We start from the raw sequence: 20,068 nt of genomic DNA, 5'->3' as shown, positions 1-20,068 counted from the left end.
GCTAGCCCGCCCGCAGCAAGCGGATCGCGGCGTCGCGCTCGAACAGGTACAGCAAGACACGTAAGGCGCTTCCGCGCTCGCTCGTCAGTTCGGGGTCTCGCTCGACGATCAGGCGCGCGTCGTCCCGCGCCGCAGAGAGCAGCTCGCCATCCACTTCGAGACGGGCGAGCTTAAAGCCGGGCAGGCCGGATTGACGGGTGCCAAGCACCTCGCCTTCGCCGCGCAGGCGCAAATCCTCTTCCGCGATACGGAAGCCGTCCTCGGTCTGGCGCATCATTTCAAGCCGCGCCTGGGCAGTTTGCCCTAGCGGGCCCTTGTAAACGAGCAGACAGGTTGAGGAACGCGAACCGCGCCCGATGCGGCCGCGCAGCTGATGCAACTGTGCAAGCCCGAACCGCTCCGCATGTTCGATCACCATGATCGTGGCCTGAGGCACGTCGACACCGACCTCGATGACGGTGGTGGACACCAGGATCTTGGTTTCGCCGCGCGAAAACCGCTCCATGGCGGCATCCTTGTCCTTGCCCGCGAGCTTGCCGTGGACGAGGCCGACCTGATCCCCAAAGATGCCTTTCAACAGCTCGTACCGTTCCTCCGCCGCGGCGAGATCGACCGTCTCGGATTCGCCGACGAGCGGGCAGACCCAATAGACCTGATCGCCATTCTCAAGCGCGCGCCCCATAGCGCCGATGACCTCGTCGAGGCGCTCGATGGAAATGAGCTTGGTGGCGATGGGTTTGCGGCCCGCCGGCTTCTCGCTCAGCACCGACACGTCCATGTCGCCGAAATAGGTGAGGGCCAGCGTGCGCGGGATCGGCGTCGCCGTCATGACGAGAATGTCCACAGCCTCGCCCTTCGCGCCGAGCGCAAGTCGCTGGTGGACGCCGAAACGGTGCTGCTCATCGACGACCGCGAGGCCGAGATCATGAAAGGCGACGCCCTCCTGAAACAGGGCGTGGGTGCCGACGACGATCTGCAGGCTGCCATCCGCGAGACCGGCGAGCACCGCTTTGCGCTCCGCGCCCTTGTCGCGCCCGGTCAGGAGCGCGATGGTCAGACCGGCCTCCCGCGCCAGCGGTTCGAGACGCTCGAAATGCTGGCGAGCCAGAATCTCCGTCGGGGCCATGAGCGCCGCCTGACGGCCTGCCTCGATGGCGCTCGCCATGGCCAGAAGCCCGACGACGGTTTTGCCGGCGCCGACGTCGCCTTGGAGAAGACGCAGCATCCGCTTGTCGGCGATCAGATCGTGGCGGATGTCCTCGACGGCCTTGGCTTGAGACGTTGTGAGTTCATAGGGCAGGGCGCGCTTCAGGCGCTCGACGAGGTGTCCGTCGCCCGCATTCACCCGGCCCGGCAGGCGGCGCATCCGGCTGCGCACGAGGGCGAGGGCAAGCTGGGAGGCCAACAATTCGTCATAGGCGAGGCGGCGGCGCGGAGCGGATTTGGCGAGTGCCTCTTCGGAAAGCTGCGCGGCATTTCCGGGCCGGTGAAGGGCGGCGAGCGAGGCCGAGAAATCGGGGAAGGCGCTTTGGTTTAGCCAGGCGTCATCCTGCCATTCCGGCAGATGCGGCACTCGGTCGAGGGCGGCGCCGATATAGCGTCCCACCATGCGGGAGGAGACCCCTTCGGTCAGGCCATAAATGGCCTCGACGGGTGGCAGATCGGCGATCCCGCGCTCATCCAGAATGCGGTCCGGATGGACCATCTGTCGCGTCCCGTCCCAAAGCTCGATCTTGCCCGAGACATAGCGGCGCTCGCCGACCGGCAGGAGCTTTTCGAGCCGGCCTTTGTGGCCGTTGAAGAACACCAGAACCACGTCGCCGGTCTCGTCCTCGACCACGATGCGATAAGGCGCCCGGCGGCCTGGCGGTGGGGCACGGTGGGAGACGACCGTGACCGCAAGTGTCACTGGCTCGCCAACGGGAGCATCCGCAATGGAGCCCTTCATCTCGCGGGCGATGCCGCCGGTCGGGACATGAAACAAAAGATCCATAACCCGCGCGGGACAGTCGAGCTCGCCGAGCAGGCGATCAAGCAGGGGCGCGATCTTGGGGCCGACACCGGGGAGGGTGGTGGCGGGCGCGAAGAGCGGGTCGAGGATGGAAGGGCGCAATGACATCAAACGGGTAGTAAGTCAGGGGGAGATGTTTATATAGCGGCGATGCCGTTTTGATGCGACGTCATCCTCAATCCTTTGGGAGAATCTTCATGAGCGGAACGACACGCACCAGCGCCGAACTCGATGTCCGCCGTCGGAAGGTTCTATTCCGGGCCTGGCATCGGGGGATGCGCGAGATGGACCTGATTATGGGCCGCTTCGCCGATGCCGAGATCGCCACATTTTCCGAGGAGGATCTGGCCGAGTTCGAGCGGCTGATCGAGGTCCTCGACCGCGATCTCTTGAGCTGGATCACGGGGGAGGCGGCAACGCCCGAAAACTATGACACGCCGCTGTTCCGCCGCCTGAAGGGCTTTCATACCCACACCTCGCCGATCCACGTCTGACCCATTGCCATGAAGTCTGCCCTGACCCGCGCCCTCGATGCCCTCAAAAAAGGGCAAAGCCTGACGCTGTCCAGCGTCCCGGATGGCTTCGACGCGCTCGCCATCGCCGATTTGGCGCGCGGGCTCTCAGGGCATGTTGAGGGGCCTGCCGTTCTAGTCCATGTCGCACGCGACGGTCAGCGGCAGCAGAACTTCGTCAATGGGCTTTCCTTCATCGCGCCGGAGATTGAAGTCCTGTCCTTCCCGGCCTGGGACTGTCAGCCGTATGACCGCGTGTCGCCGAATGCCGCCATCACCGCGCAGCGTATGACAACGCTGGCGCGGTTGGCGCGCTCCAAGACGTCCGAGGATCGCCCGCGCATCCTTTCGACCACGGTCAACGCCCTCGTCCAGCGCGTGCCGCCACGCGCCCGCATCGCGGCCGAGACGTTTTCTGCCGCGCCGGGCAACGTGGTCGATACGACGCTTCTGGTGAACTGGCTCGAAACCAACGGCTTTTTGCGCACCGGCACTGTGCGCGACACCGGCGAATATGCGGTGCGCGGCGGCATCATCGACCTTTATCCGGCGGGCCTGCCGAACCCGGTCCGTCTCGACTTTTTCGGCGACGCGCTGGAATCGATCCGCTCCTTCGACCCGGAGACGCAGCGCACTGTCGGTATGCTCCGCTCGCTCGACCTCGTGCCGATGAGCGAGGTGCAGCTGACGACCGAGAGCATCAAGCGCTTCCGTCAGGCCTATGTCGCTGCCTTCGGCGCGCCCACCCGTGACGACCGGCTCTATGAGGCGATCAGCGAGGGGCGGCGCTATCCCGGCCTGGAGCATTGGCTGCCCCTGTTCCACGACCATCTCGACTCTCTGCTGGACTATGTGCCCGGTATCCCGGTGATCTTCGACGCCCTGGCGGATGATGCTGCCGGTGAACGCCTCTCTCAGGTCAAGGATTACTACGACGCCCGGCGCGAGGGCATGAGCATGAACCAGCCCGGCGTCGCGCCCTATCGCCCGCTGCCGCCCGACGCGCTTTACTTCAAGCCGGACGAATGGGCTGCGCGGACGGATGCGCTCGCGCTTGCAAGGCTGACGCCATTTGCCGTTCCCGATGCGGATAACCGCCTCGTCGTCGATTGCGAGGCGCGACGCGGGCGCAATTTCATCGCCGAGCGGGCGGACGAGAGCGCCAACGTGTTCGAGGCCGTGATCGGCCACATCCGCGACTTGCAGAAGTCCGGCAAGCGCGTGGTGCTCGGCGCATGGTCGGAAGGATCGCGCGAACGCCTGACGACCGTTTTGCACGATCATGACCTGCGCCAGACGAAGCCTATCTCCCGCCTCTCCGAGACGATGGCCTATCCGCGCAACGAAATTCCGGTTGGCGTCTGGAGCCTGGAAACCGGTTTCGAGGCGGGCGATCTCGCGGTCATCAGCGAGCAGGACATTCTGGGCGACCGCCTCGTGCGCCAGAAGCGCAAGGCGAAGCGTCCGCAGGACTTCTTGACCGAGGTTGCGGCGCTCACTCCCGGCGATCTGGTGGTGCACGTAGACCACGGCATCGGGCGTTTCGAGGGGTTGAAGACCATCGAAGCGGCGGGCGCGCCGCATGACTGCCTGGAGCTTCATTATGCAGGCGGCGACCGCCTGTTCCTTCCGGTCGAGAACATCGAGCTTCTGACCCGCTATGGGTCGGAGGAGATGGAGGTTCAGCTCGACAAGCTGGGCGGCGGAGCCTGGCAGGCCCGCAAGGCGCGCCTGAAGAGGCGCATCCGCGAAATGGCCGGCGCGCTCATGAAGATCGCCGCCGCGCGCATTCTCAAGGAAGCGCCACGCCTGACGCCGCCCGATGGCCTCTATGGCGAGTTCTCGGCCCGCTTCCCTTATGACGAGACTGAGGATCAGCTGAACGCCATCGAAGCGGTGTTGGATGATCTCGGCTCAGGCCGTCCGATGGATCGCCTCGTCTGCGGTGACGTCGGCTTCGGCAAGACCGAGGTCGCTTTGCGCGCCGCTTTCGTCTCGGCCATGAACGGCAAGCAAGTCGCCATCGTCGTTCCCACGACCTTGCTAGCACGCCAGCACCACAAGACTTTTGCCGAGCGCTTCCGCGGCTTGCCGCTGAACATCGCCCAGGCCTCCCGCTTCGTGCCGTCGGCCGACCTGAAGAAGGTGAAGCAAGGGCTTGCGGATGGCTCCGTCGACATCGTGGTGGGCACGCACGCGCTGCTCAGCAAGACCATCGCCTTCAAGGATCTCGGCCTCATCATCGTGGATGAGGAGCAGCATTTCGGCGTGACCCACAAGGAGCGCCTGAAGGAACTGCGTGCTGAGGTGCACGTGCTGACACTCTCGGCAACACCGATCCCGCGTACGCTGCAGCTGGCGATGACGGGCGTGCGTGAACTCTCCCTCATTACGACGCCGCCGGTCGACCGTCTGGCTGTGCGCACCTTCATCACGCCCTTCGATCCGCTGCTCATTCGAGAAGCGCTGCTGCGTGAGCGCTATCGCGGCGGGCAGGCCTTTTATGTGGTGCCGCGCATCGACGACCTCGGGGAGGTGAAGGCCTTCCTCGACAAGGAGGTGCCGGAGGCAAAGGTCGCCGTTGCGCACGGACAGATGGCGGCAGGCCAGCTCGAAGATGTCATGACGGCGTTCTACGAGGGCAAGTACGACATCCTGCTCTCGACGACGATCGTGGAGTCCGGCCTCGATATCCCGACGGCGAACACGCTCATCGTCCATCGTGCGGACATGTTCGGCTTGGCTCAGCTCTATCAGCTGCGCGGTCGCGTCGGCCGTTCCAAGACTCGCGCTTACGCGCTGTTCTCCGTGCCCTCGAACAAACCGCTGACGGTCCAGGCCGAACGCCGCCTCAAGGTGCTGCAATCGCTCGATACGCTCGGAGCAGGCTTCCAGCTTGCAACGCACGATCTCGACATTCGCGGCGCGGGCAATCTCTTGGGCGAAGAGCAGTCCGGCCACATCAAGGAAGTCGGCTACGAACTCTATCAGCAGATGCTGGAAGAGGCGGTGGCTCAGCTCAAAGCGGGCATCGAGGAGCCCGCGGAAGATCAGTGGTCGCCCACCATCTCGGTCGGTGCACCGGTCACGATCCCCGAGCACTATGTGGAGGATCTGCAACTGCGCCTCGGCCTCTACCGCCGCCTCTCGACGCTGGAGACCGATGCCGAGATCGACGCGTTCGGCGCGGAACTCATCGACCGGTTCGGCTCGCTGCCGTCGGAGGTCGATCAGCTTCTCAAGATCATGGCAATCAAGGTGCTCTGCCGCCGCGCCAACGTGGAAAAGGTCGATGCCGGGCCGAAGGGCATCATCGTCTCGTTCCGCGACAATGCATTCGCCAATCCGAATGGTCTTGTGGCTTATGTGGCGGAGCAGGCCTCGTTTGCAAAGGTCAGGCCGGATATGAAAATCGTTTTCATCCGCGACGTGGAAACGCCGGACGAGCGCATCAAAGTATCCACCACGATCCTGCGCAATCTCGTCCGCATCGCGGAGAAAAAGGCCGCGTGAGATGACCGAAGCCTGGGCCGTGGTGAGAAACGGGGCTGTGACCGAGTTGCACGACGCCGACCTCATCGTGCCCTGGTGGAGCTTCACGAAGACTGCGATCGCCGCAGCCTGTCTGGCTCTTGTGAGGGACGGAGTGCTGGCATTGGACGAGCCGCTTCCGAACCGCCCCTACTCGCTGCGTCAACTGCTCGAGCATCGCGCCGGGCTTCCGGAGTATGGCGAGCTTTCCGCCTATCACGAAGCCGTAGCACGCGGCGACGATCCTTGGCCCGTCGCGTCGCTTTTTGAACGCGTTGGGGCGGATCGTCTTCGCTATGAGCCCGGCACAGGGTGGGGTTACTCCAACGTCGGATACGCGATCGCGAGGCAATTACTCGAATCCATGACCGGGCAGGGGCTCGATGACGCGCTGCAACGCCTCGTCCTCAAGCCGCTCGGTGTAAACGCGTGGGTTGCTCAGGAGCGGCGCGATCTCGAAGGCGTCATCATGGGCGAGGCAACGGCTTATCATCCCGGGTGGGTCTATCACGGGCTTCTTGTGGGCTCCGTCAAAGAAGCCGCGCTGCTGCTCGACGGGATCATTGCAGGCGACCTATTGCCCAAAGAATTGCGCGAAGAAATGCTTGCGCCGCTCGTCATCGGAGGTCCCATCCCTGGGCGGATCTGGACGGTTCCGGGCTATGGGCTGGGCATCATGACGGGTGCAACCTCGCGGGACCTCTCGATTGCCGGCCACACTGGCGGCGGCCCTGGAAGTTCCATAGCGGTCTATCAGGCTGGTGCCGAAACCTCGGCGTATTTTACAACCAACGACCCCGCTCGATCGGAGGGGCGCGCGGCGGAACTGCTCTCGACCTGAAGCCTCAGAGCCCGATGGCCTTCACGCCAAGCGCCGTCTCCAGAAGAGGCGCGATGCCGGCTACACCCGCCGCGACGATGACGGGGACGCCGCTGGAGGGGAGCGAACGACGCAGGCGGCTCGCCAACTCCATGAAGCGGCGGCGCTCGGAAAAGTCGGCGCGTTGGGGAACTTGCAGAACGATTGCGCCAGGGCTCGGCATCATGGCCAGAACCTCGTCCGCGGCTTCAAAGGGCGCCGTCACACTCGCAAAGCCCATGCCGGCGAGCTCGGCGGAAAGGCCGCTTTCGGCGGCGCGTTCGCCATTGTCGACGACAAGTATTTTCTGCAACTCGTTCATGCCGATACCCTGCAGCGAAATACGATGGCGAAAATAAGAAGGTTCTCACCAACGCCACGGTGAGGGCATTTGTTTCACCCCCAGCCTGAACGCCAGCTCAACAGTTTGGGCGGCTATGCTTCAGGAAACGCTTCAGCGCTTTTCGCGCCACCAGAAATCGATGTTGCTGCCGAAAAGCGGCACCTTATCGGGCCGCCTCAACTCGTGGTCATAGGCAAGCCATTGATCTTTCACGTAAAAAAGCGGGGCCACGTAAAAGCCTGACAGCAGCACCCGGTCCAAGGCGCGAACGGCGGAGACAAAGTCCTCACGCTGTTTCGCCTCCAGAATGGCGTCGATCATTCCGTCGATGGCGGGGGACGCGGCGCCGGAGAAATTGAGCGATCCGCTTCTGTTGGCAGCGGCTACGCTCCAACGGTTACGTTGTTCGTTCCCGGGCGAGGCCGTGACCGGCCAGACCCATTGAATCATGTCGAAGTCGAACTTCGATAGGCGGCGCCAATATTGCACGTCGTCGACAAGCCGGACGCGGGCGTCGATTCCGATCCGCATGAGCGATTGCGCAAAATTCAGCGCCAGCCGCTCCTGTTGGCGCGAGTTGACAAGCATTTCGAAGACGAAGGACTGGCCGGTTTCCTTGTTGCGAAGGACATTGTTCTCCAACACCCAACCGGCCCCGGCGAGGAGGCTGAGTGCGTGCCGCGCCGCATCACGGTCTCGTCCCGAGCCGTCGGAGGAGGGCGGGGCCCATCGACCGTCAAGGATGTCCTCGCGGACCGCCCCTGGGAAACGCGCTAGCAAGGAACGCTCGCGCTCGTCGGCGGGGCGTCCTGCTGCGGACAGGTCGGAACCGGCAAAGTAGCTGTCGGACCGGGTCAGCAGGTTGAAGAAAAGATTGCGGTTCACCCAGTCGAAGTCGAACACAAGCCCCAGCGCCTCACGCACGCGAGAGTCGCGGAAGATGCCGCGCCGCGTATTGAAAACGAAGCCGTTCATGCCTTTCGGCAGGCGGATGGGGAGGGTCTCCCTGACGACGCGCCCGCTGGTTACTCCGGGAAAGTCGTAGCCGGTCGCCCAGCGGCTCGGATCGGACTCGACGCGAAAATCGTAAAGTCCAACCTTAAATGCCTCGAATAAGCTGTTGGCATCCCGATAGAAATCGTACCTAATTTCGTCGAAATTATAGAGACCGCGCGTCACTGGAAGATCCTCGCCCCAATAATCAGAGCGCCGTTCCAGCACGACGCGCTCGCCCGGTTTCACCTCGGTGATGGTGTAGGGACCGGATCCGACGGGCGGGGTGAGGGTGGTTTTTGCAAAGGTCTCCGGGTTCGTCGCGTGAGCCGGGAAGATCGGCATGGTCGCGATGATGAGGGGGAGTTCCCGATCGTTGATGCCCGTCAGGTCGAACTTGATGCGATGGGGGCTCTCGATCGTGATCGCCTTGACCTGTGCGAAGCCCGAACGTGGATCAGAGTGGAAGGGTTTGCCGTTCTTTTTCAGCAACTCGTATGTGAAGCGCACATCCACCGCCGTGAGTGGCTTGCCGTCGGAAAAACGCGCTCTCGGATCGAGGTTGAAGGTGACGAAGTTACGGTCCTCGGGCATCTCCACGGAACGTGCGACAAGGCCGTAAACCGTGAAGGGCTCATCGAGAGAGCGGACCATCAGGCTCTGCAGCACGTATTTCGGCACCACGTCGGGGGCGACGCCCAGGACAATAAGTGGATTCAGGCTGTCGAACGAGCCTTGCAGAGCCAGAGTGATTCGCCCGCCCTTGGGTGCCTTCGGGTTGACATAGGGTAGGTGATCGAAGCCAGCCGGGAGTGCCGGCTCGCCGTGCATGGCGATTCCATGCCGGGCAGTTTCCGCGCTCGACGGGGAGACAATTCCGAGGGCCGTCAGCACGGTTATGGTAAAAATACCTATGGATCGTCGAAGGTTGAGGCCCATGGCGCTCCTGGCCTGTCACGGCGTTTTCCGGACTGGATATTATAAAGAAAGTTACCCGAACCGACTGGAAACGTAGCGCATGAAAGGTTAAAGGAGCGCGACACGCCATGTCTTCGCCTTAATCGGCAAAGATTCACCGTCCCATTGAAGGTTCCGAACCGCGCCGAGCTAACGGCCTTTCAAAAGCCGACCTTTCGACTGAAGAGGATCTACGACATGTCATTCGCGACCCGTCTCGCGAGCCTGGGAGGCACCCGCGGCCTCGCGACCGCAATGGCCCTTCTCGTGAGCGCGCCCGTTCTGGCGCAGACCGCGCCGCGTCCGGCGGCGCCTGCTGCCCCGGCCGCTCCCACCGCTCAACCGAAGCCTGCGACCCCGGCGGCTCCCGCCCAGGCTCAGCCCGTGCAACCCGGTCAGGCCCCGCAGGGCACAGGCCCCATGATCGTTCAGGTCAAGCCCGAGCCTTCGCAGCCGGAATGGACGAAGGTTTGCGGTAAGGACCCGGGCACCAATTCCGAAATCTGCTACACCACCCGCGACTTCGTGTCGGATCAGGGCCAGCCGGTTCTCGCCGTGGCTCTCTACGATGTGAAGGGTCAGCAGGCGCAGAAGATCGTCCGCTTCCTGATGCCTCTCGGCCTGCTCCTGCAGCCGGGCATTCGCTTCACGGTCGATCAGGGTCAGCCGACCCCCGGCCGCTATGCGGTCTGCTTCCCGAACGGCTGCTTCGCCGAAGCGCAGGTGAAGGACGATTTCGTCGCCGCTCTGAAGAAGGGCACGAGCCTGAACGTCAGCGTTCAGAACCAGGCTGGCCGCGAAGTCACCTTCGCCGTCCCGGCCGCCGGCTTCGGCAAGGCCTTCGACGGCGCGCCGATCGACCCGAAGGTTCTCGAAGAGCAGCAGAAGAAGCTTCAGGAAGAACTCGAGAAGAAGAGCGAGGAGCTTCGCAAGCAACTCGGAAACTCCGGCGCTGCCGCTCCGGGCGCTGCCCCGGCGGCCCCGAAGCCGTAAAGCACGCTTCAGAATGAAAAAGGAAACGCCGGGCTCATGGCTCGGCGTTTTCGTTTGGTGTCAGGGATTGCACTAGTGCGCGATGATCGGCTTGGCCCGGTATGCGCCGTTCGGATCCCGGGTGAACATTTCCCCGATCAACGGATTTCGCAGCGGATCGCCTGAATGGTCGGGGACCAGGTTCTGTTCGGAAACATAGGCGATATATTCGGTTTCCGCGTTCTCGGCGAAGAGGTGATAAAACGGCTGCTCCTTGTGCGGCCGGATGTCCTCCGGGATCGCGAGCCACCACTCTTCCGTGTTGTCGAATTCGGGATCGACGTCGAAAATCAGGCCCCTGAACCCGAAGACCCGATGCCGGACCACCTGGCCGATCGCGAATTTTGCTGAACTCGCTTTCATCATCTTCACTCCTGGACCCGCATATAGCGACGTCGGCGGCCATGTCCAAATGACTTGGGGGCACAATCCGGGGAAGCCGCGGCCCGCGACGGAGTGTTGCATTTTGGGACTGGGAGGCCTCAGCAGGGCGGCATTGTTCCATCGCGGGAAGCTTGGCAGAAGAACGGGCCTTTTCCGCTTGTGGAGCCCGCGATGTCCGACCTGATCGGGTTTTTCAACCTGCTCGCCCCTTTTTTCGGACTCATCGGACTCGGGTTCTTCTGCGGCAAGACCGTCAAGCAGCCCGAGGCCGGGCTCGCCTGGATGCAGTTCTTTCTCATCTATGTGGCCCTGCCGTGCCTGTTCTTCCGGCTCATCGCGGATAAGCCGCTTGATCAGCTGACCAACTGGCCTTTCGTCGCCGCTACGACTCTCTCAACTTTCTGCGCCTTCGCCCTGTCGTTCTCCGCCGGCTGGCGGCACACGCGGGAGCTGCCGCAGTCGGTCATGCAGGGCGTGGCGGGGGCCTATTCCAATGTCGGCTATATGGGGCCGCCACTGATCCTCGCGGCGTTAGGTGAGGGCGCCAGTGCGCCGGTCGTCTTGATCTTTGTCTTCGACAATCTGCTGCTGTTCTCGCTGGTACCGCTTTTGATGTCGATTGCCGGTGTGGAGAAGCTCACTCTCGGCGCGACGGTGCGCAAGATCATTTGGCGGGTCGCAACGCATCCGTTCAATGTCGCGACCGCACTGGGCGTTTCAGCGAGCTATCTGCATCTTCAATTGCCGCAGGCGCTCAATCAGATGGTGACTTGGCTCTCCGGCGCCGCTGCGCCCTGCGCCCTGTTTATTCTGGGCGTGACGGTGGCCCTGCGGCCGCTAATGCGCATTCCCGGTGAGGTTCCGGCGCTCGTCTTCATCAAGCTGATCCTGCACCCGCTTTTCGTGTGGGTTCTGCTGTCCGCTATCGGCGATTTCGGTCCCATCTGGACCTATGCGGCCATCACGATGGCGGCGCTGCCGCCCGCACTGAACATCTTCGTGATCTCGACCCAGTACAGCGTCGGCGTCGAGCGCGCCTCCGCCTGCGTTCTCATCGGCACGTTGGCGTCGATGGTCACGCTGACGGCGTTGCTCTTTGTGTTGAATAGCGGCGCTTTGCCCTACGACTTGTTTCCATAGGGCTTGATCATGTCTCCTTGAAACATGAACAAGCCCTCGATTCCTTATTGTCGCATGATCCTGGCGAACAACCGGTTTCCGCTCGTTCTGATCATGTTCTAAGCCGCGATGCCCTGCATGAGGCGCGGCGCGCCCACATGAGGAAGCACGCCTTCCTTCATGACCGCCCGCCGCAAGGGGCCGATGTGGCTGATGGCGAGAAGCCCGGCGCCGCGTAGGAAATCGGCCGGGATCAGGCCCGAGAGCAGAGTCCGGTTCAGCCCGTCGACAGCGGCCGTCCGCAGGCGCACGTCGAGATCGCGCCCACGCTGATATTGCTGCAATGTCTCATCCGCTCCCGGCTCAAGGCCGTTGTCGTGTGCGTCCACGACGGCATCGCGAAGGGCTGCGACATCGCGGAAGCCGAGATTGAGGCCCTGTGCGCCGATAGGCGGGAAGACATGTGCCGCCTCGCCGACAAGCGCCATGCGGGGGGCCTGGAAGCGGCTGACTGAAAGACCGCTCATCGGCACGAGGCCGCGCGGGCCGTCGATGCGCATGGCGCCGAGCAGCGATTTCGCCTGATGCTCGATGGCGCGGGCAAGGGATGCGTCGTCGAGATCAGCAAGGCGCTTGCCGTTCTCAGGGCTTGTGACCCAGACGAGGCTCGATCTGCGTCCCGGCAGGGGAACAAGAGTGAAGGGGCCGTAGCGGGTGTGGAATTCTGTCGAAGTCTCGCGATGATCGCGCTCATGAGCGAGAATCGCCGTCACGGCCGATTGCGGATAGGCCCACGTCTTGACCTCGATCCCCGTGATCTCCCGCAATCTCGAATTCCGCCCGTCAGCTGCAACGACGAGGCGGGCCGTGAGAGTCTCGCCACTCGAGAGGCTGACAGTCGCAGCGATGTCGCCAGCCTCGAAGCCTGCAGCCTGCTCGGGAAGAATGGTCAGGCCATCATAGCTCTTTGCCGCCGAGGCGAGCTTTTCGACGAGCGTCGCGTTCTCGATGTTCCAGCCGAAGGCATCGAGGCCGATTTCGTGAGCGGTGAATGCGACCGGCGGCGGGCGGAAAAGGCTGCCCGTATCGTCGATGATCCGCATCGTTTCGAGGGGCGCGGCCTCGGCGGCAAGAGAAGGCCAGACATCGAGCGCCTCGAGAAATCGGACCGATCCGTTAAGAAGAGCGACGGTGCGACCGTCACGGCGCGCATCAAGGTTGCCGATGAGGACGGTCTTGTAGCCGTCACGGGCGAAGGCGAGGGCGGCGCTGATGCCGACGGCCCCCGCGCCGACGATGGCAATGTCATAGATTTCTTCGGTCACCGGCTTCTCTCATAACCAAGCTGTGGACGGCTTGCAGACTCACAATAAACCATGCATTCGCCATTGCCGACCGGCCTGACGCGTCCCTATGATCATTCCGCTGGGGATGTTGATCCTGGGCGGTGTTCGTTCAAGGCCACCCGGGCCGTCATCCACGGCTCATATGTCTCTTTAGCCGTCCTCAACCGTCAAGTGAGAGCGTAGCGTTGGCAGACGTTTCACCTTCGGGATCGCCCCTCGTCGAGCTTAAAGGGATCAGCAAGCGCTACGGCGATCTTCTGGCCAACGACGGTATCAATCTAGCCATCCAGCCCGGTGAAATTCACGCGCTTCTCGGTGAGAACGGGGCGGGCAAATCGACGCTGGTCAAAATCCTCTACGGCGTCATCGAGCCGAGCGCCGGACAGATTTTGTGGGAAGGTCGCCCCGTCTCGCTCTCTTCCCCCGTCGAAGCCCGTGCCCTCGGTCTCGGGATGGTGTTTCAGCACTTCTCCCTGTTTGATGAACTGACGGTCGCTGAAAACATCGCGGTGGCGCTCACCGACGACTGGGACCTCGCCACGGTTCGAAGCAAATTGGGCGACATCAGCCGCGCCTACGGTTTGGCCCTGGAGCCCGACCGCGCGGTATGGACGCTCTCTGCCGGCGAGCGTCAGCGCATCGAGATCGTCCGCTGCCTGCTTCAGAACCCGCGCCTACTCATTCTCGACGAGCCGACCTCTGTCCTGACTCCGCAGGAGGCCGAACACCTCTTCGTCACCTTGGACAAGCTCTCAGCCGATGGCTGTGCGATCCTCTACATCTCGCATAAGCTGGAAGAAGTGCGCCGCCTCTGCCGCAGCGCGACGATTTTGCGGGGCGGGCGTGTTGTCGCCTCGATCGACCCGCGCGAGCGCAGCGCCCGCGATATCGCAGCGCTGATGGTGGGCAACGAGATCGGAGAGGTTCGCACTGGCACGCCGCATGTTCCGAAGGGCGCAATGCTGACCGTGAGCAAGCTCTCGATGCCCGCAGGCGGATTGCATGGGCAAGCTCTGGAAGACATCAATCTCGTCGCCAACGCTGGCGAGATCGTCGGCATCGCTGGTATTGCGGGCAACGGCCAGAGCGAGCTGTTCGCAGCGTTGTCGGGAGAGCGGTTGGCGGACAAAGCCGACGCGGTCGTCATCGCGGGAAAAACATGCGGGACGATCGACATCGACAACCGCAGGCGTCTCGGAGCAGCATTCGTGCCGGAGGAGCGCCTGGGGCACGCGGCTGCACCGACGCATCGTCTAAGTGAGAACACGCTGATTTCTCATGCCGCGACGGAGGTGAGCCGGTCGGGCTTCATTCTGCTCAATGCTGCGAGACGCCTTGCGACGGCGATCATCAAGGCCTTTGATGTCCGCACGCCGAATGGCGATCCGCAGGCGCGTAAGCTCTCCGGCGGCAACCTCCAGAAATTCGTCATCGGCCGCGAGATCATCCGGCAACCAAAGCTCCTCATCGTCGATCAGCCGACCTGGGGCGTTGATGCCGGCGCGGCGCGTCTCATCCGGCAGGCTCTGGTGGATTTGGCCGGTGAGGGCAGTGCGGTCGTCGTCATCAGTCAGGATCTCGACGAGCTGTTCGAGGTGGCGGACCGGATGGCTGTGATCCATCAAGGCCGCCTGAGCGCGGTTAAACCGGTCAATGAATGGACCAAGGAAGCGGTCGGCCTGGAAATGCTCGGCATTGCGCAGACTCAAGGGGCAGTTCATGCGGTTTGAGCTGACGCCTCGTCCCACGATTTCGCCCGTGGCCCGCGCGCTTGCGCCGGTCCTGGCTTTCGTCACCGCGTTTCTCATCGCCGGTGTTGTGGTCTGGCTGATGGGCCGCTCGCCGATTGCGGCGTTCCAGGTCTATGTGCTTCAGCCTTTGAGCGATCCGTGGGCGCTCCAGGAACTTCTGGTGAAGGCCACGCCGCTCGCCCTCATCGCCATTGGCCTGTCCTATTGTTTCCGCGCCAATTTCTGGAACATCGGCGCGGAAGGCCAATATGTAATCGGGGCCCTCCTCGGCAGTTGGCTGGCCTTGAAGACCCATGGGGGCTTCTGGGTCATGCCGGCGATGCTCGTTCTCGGCATCTTGGGTGGAGCCCTCTATGGTCTGATCCCAGCCTTTCTGAAGACCCGCTTCGGTGTGAACGAGATTTTGACCAGCCTGATGCTGGTCTATGTCGCGCAATTGCTGCTTGATTATCTGGTCCGCGGTCCTTGGCGCGATCCGAAGGGTTTCAATTTCCCGCAATCCGTCACCTTCGATCCGGCGGCGACCTTACCGCTCGTGGCAGACGGGAGCCGCGTTCACTACGGTACGATTTTCGCGCTGGTTGCGGTCATCGTCACGGCCATCGTGTTGGGGCGGACCCTCTTCGGTTATCGCCTCAAACTAACCGGCGATGCGCCGCGTGCAGCGCGCTTCGCAGGATTTAGTGCGAAGCACACGACGCTTGCCGTCTTTGCGATTTCGGGTGGCCTTGCGGGCCTTGCGGGGATCAGCGAAGTATCGGGCCAGATCGGGCAATTGCAGCCTTCGATCTCTCCCGGATACGGTTTCACCGCAATCACTGTCGCTTTTCTTGGGCGGCTGAACCCCATCGGCATCCTTGTCGCATCACTTGTGGTCGCTCTGACCTTCATAGGCGGTGAAAGCGCGCAGATTCTTTTGAAGCTGCCGCTTGATCTCACGCAGGCTTTCCAGGGTATTCTGTTGCTGTGCGTGCTCTCCGCAGATGCGCTGGTGAGCCATCGAATTCGCTTCATCACACGGGGAGGGGGCAAGTGAGCACGTTCGAGGCCATTCTGCTGACCATCGTCACCGCCTCCACGCCGCTGCTGATTGCGGCCCTCGGCGAGTTGGTCACGGAGCGCTCCGGCGTTCTCAATCTCGGCGTTGAGGGCATGATGGCCATGGGCGCGGCGTGCAGCTTCGCTGCAGCCGTGACGTTCAATTCCACGCTTCTCGGCGTAGGCGCAGGGATCGTCGCGGGAACGTTGATGGCGGCGCTCTTCGCGGTCGTTGTTCTAGGCTTCGCCGCCAATCAGGTGGGGTCCGGCCTTGCCCTCACGATCCTGGGCCTTGGGCTGTCCGGTCTCATCGGCGCTCCCTTCGTCGGCGCGCGTCGCGATCCTGTGGCGCCGATCTCCATTCCGGGCTTGAGCGATCTGCCCGTCATCGGTCGCCTCTTTTTCGGGCAGGACCTTTTCGTTTACGCCTCGATCCTGCTGACCATTGCGGTCGCCTATTATCTCGGCCGGATCCGCTCGGGGCTGACTTTGCGCTCTATCGGCGAAAACCACACCTCTGCCCATGCCCTCGGGCTGCCGGTGTGGCGGGTGCGCTTCCTGGCCATCCTATTCGGCGGCGCTTGCGCCGGCTTGGCGGGGGCCTATTTGTCGCTCGTCTATACGCGTTTCTGGTCGCCGAATATGACGGCGGGACGCGGGTGGATCGCGTTGGCGCTGGTGGTCTTTGCAGCCTGGCGTCCGGGCTGGGCCCTGATCGGTGCCTACATTTTCGGTGCAGCGACGGTGCTGCAACTCCATGCCCAGGCGGCCCAGTTCGGCGTTCCGTCGCAGCTTCTGTCTGCAGTGCCCTATTTGGCGACGATCCTGGCCCTGCTGCTCCTGTCGCTGCGGCATGGCAGGGCCTTGGGCGCGCCGGGTTCGCTCGGGACGCCGTTCGTGCCTGACCGATAGGCGCAATGGTGATATTGTAGGCATCGGGGCAGTTGCCAGGACATCTGGGACCTGCGACGGAAGACGGGAACCTTTTGGGAAGGGGAGCGACTATGTTTTCACGGACTCTTATCGGCGCTCTGGCCGGAGCCGCAGTGCTTGCGCTGTCGGCAGGCGGCGCGGCTGCGCAGCAGAAGCTGAAGATCGGCTTCATTTATGTCGGCCCGGTCGGCGATTACGGCTGGAGCCATCAGCACGACCAGGGCCGCAAGGCCATCGAGAAGGCGTTCGGTGACAAGGTCGAGACGACCTTTGTGGAGAGCGTTCCGGAGGCTGATGCCGAGCGCCCCATCGAGCAACTCGCCCGCACCGGTCACACTCTGATCTTCACGACCTCCTTCGGCTTCATGGAGCCGACCCTCAAGGTCGCTAAAAAGTATCCGAACGTGAAGTTCGAGCACGCCACCGGCTTCAAGCGCGCGCCGAACGTGTCAACCTATGCAGCCAAGTTCCATGAGGGCCGCTACATTCTCGGCCAAATCGCGGCCAAGATGACGAAGTCCGGCGTCATTGGCTATGTCGGCGCGTTCCCGATCCCGGAAGTGGTCTCCGGCATCAACTCCTATTTCCTCGGCGCGCAGTCGGTGAATCCAAACATCAAGATCAAGGTCGTCTGGGCGAACTCCTGGTATGATCCGGCGAAGGAAGCCGACGCGGCCAAGGCTCTGCTCGACCAGGGCGTCGACGTGATCGCTCAGCACACCGACAGCCCGGCTCCGCTCCAGGCAGCGGAAGCGCGCGGCAAGTTCGGCTTCGGCCAGGCCTCCGACATGGAGCAGTTCGCTCCGAAGGCCCAGCTCACCGCCATCGTCGACAACTGGTCCGATTACTATGTCGCCCGCACCAAGGCTGTTCTCGACGGCACCTGGAAGTCGCAAGACACCTGGGACGGCTTGGCCCAGCACGCGGTCGTGATGGCGCCCTACAAGAACATGCCTGACGACGTGAAGAAGATGGCCCAGGAAACCGAAGCCGCCATCAAGTCCGGCAAGCTCAACCCGTTCAAGTGCCCGGTCATCAAGCAGGACGGCTCGCAGGTTGAGTGCAAAGGCAATGGGGCATTGTCGGACGAGCAGGTGCTCGGCATGAACTTCTACGTCAAGGGCATCGACGACAAGCTGCCGCAATAAGCGACGGTGTTTAAAAAGGGGGGCAGCCGAGCGATCGGCTGCCCTTTTTCATGGGAGAATGCCATGCCGCTGAAGCCGACGGAAACCGACATCTTCATCATCGTCGATGTCCAAAATGACTTCCTGCCCGGCGGCGCTCTCGCGGTGCCGGAAGGCGACGCGGTCATCGCGCCGATCAACAAACTTGCAAAAGCCTTTCGCCATGTCGTGCTGACGCAGGATTGGCACCCGAAGGGACATGCCTCCTTTGCTTCCAGCCACGCGAGCAAGAAGCCCTTTGAACTGATCGAGCTGTCTTACGGTTCGCAGGTGCTTTGGCCTGACCACTGTGTCCAGGGGACGCGCGGTGCCGAGATTGCGAGCGAACTCGACATCCCGCATGCGGAGCTGGTGATCCGCAAAGGGCACAATCGGCAGATCGATAGCTATTCGGGATTCAAGGAAGCGGACCGCAAGACCAGTACGGGGCTTGCCGGGTATCTGCGCGAGCGCGGCTTCAACCGCGTCTTTGTTGCGGGCCTCGCCACCGATTTCTGCGTCACCTGGACGGCGCTCGACGCCAAAGCCGCCGGGTTTGACACTTACCTGATCGAGGACGCCTCGCGGCCCATCGACACCAATGGATCGCTCGCGCGAGCTCAGAATGATCTGAAGGCCGCCGGCGTGCACATCACCACCAGCGGCCAGATCGTCAAAGACTAAAGGGCGTCGGGCTCAAATAGCCGTCCCGTGCAGGTCGTACTCGTCCGACCGCTCGATCTTTACTTCAACGATTTCGCCCGGCCGCAGAGGCTTGGCCGAGGCGACAAAGACCGCACCGTCGATCTCCGGCGCGTCGTATTTCGTGCGGCCCTTGGCGACGGTTGGGCCAGCTTCGTCGATGATAACCGGCAGGGTCTTGCCGACCTTGGCCTTGAGAAGCTTGGCGCTGATCTTCTGCTGCGTCTGCATGAAGCGGTGCCAGCGCTCTTCCTTGACCTCATCCGGCACAGCGCCGGCGATCTCGTTGGCAGGCGCGCCCTGCACCGGCTCGTATTGGAAGCAGCCGACGCGGTCGAGCTTGGCTTCCTTCATCCAGTCGAGCAGGAAGTCCACATCCTCTTCCGTCTCGCCGGGGAAGCCGACGATGAAGGTCGAGCGAATGGCGAGATCTGGGCAGATCTCGCGCCACTTGTGGATCCGGTCGAGGGTCTTTTCTTGATGCGCGGGGCGGCGCATGGCCTTGAGGACGGTCGGAGACGCGTGCTGGAACGGGATGTCGAGATAGGGGAGAATTTTCCCCTCCGCCATGAGCGGGATGACCTCGTCCACGTGCGGGTAGGGGTAGACGTAGTGCATGCGGGTCCACATGCCGAGTTCGCCAAGCTCGCGCGCCAGTTCGAAGAAACGGGTGCGGACCTCCCGATCCTTCCAAAGGCTCGGCTGATACTTGATGTCGAGACCATAGGCGCTGGTATCCTGCGAAATCACCAGCAGTTCCTTGACGCCGGCCTTCGCAAGCTTCTCTGCTTCGCGCAGCACATCGCCGATGGGGCGGCTGACAAGATCACCGCGCAGTTTGGGGATGATGCAGAAGGAGCAGCGGTTGTTGCAGCCCTCGGAAATCTTGAGATAGGCGTAGTGCCGCGGCGTCAGTTTGACGCCCTGGGGTGGCACGAGATCGACGAAGGGATCGTGCTGAGGTGGCGCCGCCTTATGGACCGCCCCGACAACGGTCTCGTATTGCTGCGGTCCGGTGATAGCCAACACCTCAGGAAACTTTTCGCGGATCTGCTCCGGCTCCGCGCCCATGCAGCCGGTGACGATGACCTTGCCGTTCTCGGCCATGGCATCGCCGATGGCTTCGAGGGACTCGGCCTTGGCGCTGTCGAGAAAGCCGCAGGTGTTGACGATCACCACATCTGCGCCGACGTGCTTGTTCGTCAGCTCATAGCCTTGAGCGCGAAGCTGGGTGATGATGCGCTCGGAATCGACCAGGGCCTTCGGGCAGCCCAGGGACACGAACGAGACTTTCGGCGCGGGAGCATTCATCCGCCAAATCCACTCACTGCAGAATTGTCACTGACATTCAAAGGCGCCCGTCTAAGGTCGCATCGGCGCGAAATCATGGC

Annotated in this window: 16 protein-coding genes; 10 read left to right on the top strand and 6 right to left on the bottom strand. The window is 62.8% G+C overall.

Annotated features, from left to right (window positions below; translation table 11 throughout):
• Nucleotide 1: 1 nt before the first annotated feature.
• The gene (gene recG, locus HB375_RS13215) at nt 2-2,119 is read right to left on the bottom strand and encodes an ATP-dependent DNA helicase RecG (protein WP_167673464.1); all 2,118 of its coding nucleotides are present in this window, start codon (nt 2,117-2,119) and stop codon (nt 2-4) included.
• Between the two features lie 89 nt (nt 2,120-2,208).
• Here recG and HB375_RS13210 point away from each other — a divergent pair, with 89 nt between their 5' ends.
• The 3 genes from HB375_RS13210 to HB375_RS13200 are packed head-to-tail and all read left to right on the top strand — an operon-like array spanning nt 2,209 to nt 6,895.
• Nucleotides 2,209-2,505: an FAD assembly factor SdhE gene (locus tag HB375_RS13210; protein WP_167673463.1), complete on the top strand. Its 297-nt coding sequence runs from the start codon at nt 2,209-2,211 to the stop codon at nt 2,503-2,505.
• A gap of 9 nt (nt 2,506-2,514) precedes the next feature.
• Nucleotides 2,515-6,036 carry a transcription-repair coupling factor gene (mfd, locus tag HB375_RS13205; protein WP_167673462.1) on the top strand — a complete coding sequence of 1,174 codons (3,522 nt, stop codon included), beginning with the start codon at nt 2,515-2,517 and terminating at the stop codon, nt 6,034-6,036.
• Nucleotide 6,037: 1 nt separating this feature from the next.
• The gene (locus HB375_RS13200) at nt 6,038-6,895 is read left to right on the top strand and encodes a serine hydrolase domain-containing protein (protein WP_167673461.1); all 858 of its coding nucleotides are present in this window, start codon (nt 6,038-6,040) and stop codon (nt 6,893-6,895) included.
• A gap of 4 nt (nt 6,896-6,899) precedes the next feature.
• Here the strand turns inward: HB375_RS13200 and HB375_RS13195 are convergent, their stop codons facing one another.
• Both HB375_RS13195 and HB375_RS13190 read right to left on the bottom strand, forming a co-directional pair.
• A complete protein-coding gene (locus HB375_RS13195) occupies nt 6,900-7,235 on the bottom strand; it encodes a hypothetical protein (protein ID WP_167673460.1) in 336 nt (111 codons plus the stop codon).
• Nucleotides 7,236-7,367: 132 nt separating this feature from the next.
• Nucleotides 7,368-9,188 carry an extracellular solute-binding protein gene (locus HB375_RS13190; RefSeq protein WP_167673459.1) on the bottom strand — a complete coding sequence of 607 codons (1,821 nt, stop codon included), beginning with the start codon at nt 9,186-9,188 and terminating at the stop codon, nt 7,368-7,370.
• Between the two features lie 216 nt (nt 9,189-9,404).
• On the opposite strand from HB375_RS13190, the gene HB375_RS13185 reads away from it, so the two are divergent.
• The gene (locus HB375_RS13185; RefSeq protein ID WP_167673458.1) at nt 9,405-10,199 is read left to right on the top strand and encodes an invasion associated locus B family protein; all 795 of its coding nucleotides are present in this window, start codon (nt 9,405-9,407) and stop codon (nt 10,197-10,199) included.
• 72 nt (nt 10,200-10,271) lie between these two features.
• On the opposite strand, the gene hspQ is transcribed toward HB375_RS13185, so the two are convergent.
• Nucleotides 10,272-10,604 carry a heat shock protein HspQ gene (gene hspQ / locus HB375_RS13180; protein WP_167673457.1) on the bottom strand — a complete coding sequence of 111 codons (333 nt, stop codon included), beginning with the start codon at nt 10,602-10,604 and terminating at the stop codon, nt 10,272-10,274.
• Nucleotides 10,605-10,793: 189 nt separating this feature from the next.
• On the opposite strand from hspQ, the gene HB375_RS13175 reads away from it, so the two are divergent.
• On the top strand, nt 10,794-11,762 hold the full coding sequence (locus HB375_RS13175) for an AEC family transporter (protein WP_167673456.1): 969 nt from the start codon (nt 10,794-10,796) through the stop codon (nt 11,760-11,762).
• 98 nt (nt 11,763-11,860) lie between these two features.
• On the opposite strand, the gene HB375_RS13170 is transcribed toward HB375_RS13175, so the two are convergent.
• Complete coding sequence (locus HB375_RS13170) at nt 11,861-13,066, bottom strand: UbiH/UbiF family hydroxylase (protein WP_167673455.1); 1,206 nt, start codon at nt 13,064-13,066, stop codon at nt 11,861-11,863.
• Between the two features lie 206 nt (nt 13,067-13,272).
• On the opposite strand from HB375_RS13170, the gene HB375_RS13165 reads away from it, so the two are divergent.
• From HB375_RS13165 to pncA, 5 genes are all read left to right on the top strand, one after another.
• Nucleotides 13,273-14,817, top strand: coding sequence for an ABC transporter ATP-binding protein (locus HB375_RS13165; RefSeq protein ID WP_167673454.1), 1,545 nt, complete (start codon nt 13,273-13,275; stop codon nt 14,815-14,817).
• On the top strand, nt 14,807-15,874 hold the full coding sequence (locus HB375_RS13160; protein WP_167673453.1) for an ABC transporter permease: 1,068 nt from the start codon (nt 14,807-14,809) through the stop codon (nt 15,872-15,874). The genes HB375_RS13165 and HB375_RS13160 overlap by 11 nt, the downstream gene beginning before the upstream one ends.
• Complete coding sequence (locus HB375_RS13155) at nt 15,871-16,788, top strand: ABC transporter permease subunit (protein WP_167673452.1); 918 nt, start codon at nt 15,871-15,873, stop codon at nt 16,786-16,788. Before HB375_RS13160 ends, HB375_RS13155 begins: the two co-directional genes overlap by 4 nt.
• A gap of 92 nt (nt 16,789-16,880) precedes the next feature.
• Nucleotides 16,881-17,957 (top strand): BMP family ABC transporter substrate-binding protein, encoded by a 1,077-nt coding sequence (locus tag HB375_RS13150; RefSeq protein WP_167673451.1) that lies wholly within the window; start codon nt 16,881-16,883, stop codon nt 17,955-17,957.
• Nucleotides 17,958-18,020: 63 nt separating this feature from the next.
• On the top strand, nt 18,021-18,659 hold the full coding sequence (gene pncA, locus HB375_RS13145) for a bifunctional nicotinamidase/pyrazinamidase (RefSeq protein ID WP_205800182.1): 639 nt from the start codon (nt 18,021-18,023) through the stop codon (nt 18,657-18,659).
• Nucleotides 18,660-18,671: 12 nt separating this feature from the next.
• Here the strand turns inward: pncA and rimO are convergent, their stop codons facing one another.
• Nucleotides 18,672-19,988 carry a 30S ribosomal protein S12 methylthiotransferase RimO gene (rimO, locus tag HB375_RS13140; protein WP_167673450.1) on the bottom strand — a complete coding sequence of 439 codons (1,317 nt, stop codon included), beginning with the start codon at nt 19,986-19,988 and terminating at the stop codon, nt 18,672-18,674.
• Nucleotides 19,989-20,068: the final 80 nt, after the last annotated feature.

This window comes from Microvirga terricola (assembly GCF_011777495.1).
GTDB lineage: Bacteria > Pseudomonadota > Alphaproteobacteria > Rhizobiales > Beijerinckiaceae > Microvirga > Microvirga terricola.
The sequence above is the reverse complement of the archived record's forward strand: the minus strand, read 5'-3'. Positions and strand labels throughout refer to the sequence as shown.

What these genes read in the sequence shown, in the direction of transcription:
- recG (WP_167673464.1), bottom strand. Translation starts at nt 2,119, where the DNA reads ATGTCATTGCGCCCTTCCATCCTCGACCCGCTCTTCGCGCCCGCCACC.
- HB375_RS13210 (WP_167673463.1), top strand. Translation starts at nt 2,209, where the DNA reads ATGAGCGGAACGACACGCACCAGCGCCGAACTCGATGTCCGCCGTCGG.
- mfd (WP_167673462.1), top strand. Translation starts at nt 2,515, where the DNA reads ATGAAGTCTGCCCTGACCCGCGCCCTCGATGCCCTCAAAAAAGGGCAA.
- HB375_RS13200 (WP_167673461.1), top strand. Translation starts at nt 6,038, where the DNA reads ATGACCGAAGCCTGGGCCGTGGTGAGAAACGGGGCTGTGACCGAGTTG.
- HB375_RS13195 (WP_167673460.1), bottom strand. Translation starts at nt 7,235, where the DNA reads ATGAACGAGTTGCAGAAAATACTTGTCGTCGACAATGGCGAACGCGCC.
- HB375_RS13190 (WP_167673459.1), bottom strand. Translation starts at nt 9,188, where the DNA reads ATGGGCCTCAACCTTCGACGATCCATAGGTATTTTTACCATAACCGTG.
- HB375_RS13185 (WP_167673458.1), top strand. Translation starts at nt 9,405, where the DNA reads ATGTCATTCGCGACCCGTCTCGCGAGCCTGGGAGGCACCCGCGGCCTC.
- hspQ (WP_167673457.1), bottom strand. Translation starts at nt 10,604, where the DNA reads ATGATGAAAGCGAGTTCAGCAAAATTCGCGATCGGCCAGGTGGTCCGG.
- HB375_RS13175 (WP_167673456.1), top strand. Translation starts at nt 10,794, where the DNA reads ATGTCCGACCTGATCGGGTTTTTCAACCTGCTCGCCCCTTTTTTCGGA.
- HB375_RS13160 (WP_167673453.1), top strand. Translation starts at nt 14,807, where the DNA reads ATGCGGTTTGAGCTGACGCCTCGTCCCACGATTTCGCCCGTGGCCCGC.
- HB375_RS13150 (WP_167673451.1), top strand. Translation starts at nt 16,881, where the DNA reads ATGTTTTCACGGACTCTTATCGGCGCTCTGGCCGGAGCCGCAGTGCTT.
- pncA (WP_205800182.1), top strand. Translation starts at nt 18,021, where the DNA reads ATGCCGCTGAAGCCGACGGAAACCGACATCTTCATCATCGTCGATGTC.
- rimO (WP_167673450.1), bottom strand. Translation starts at nt 19,988, where the DNA reads ATGAATGCTCCCGCGCCGAAAGTCTCGTTCGTGTCCCTGGGCTGCCCG.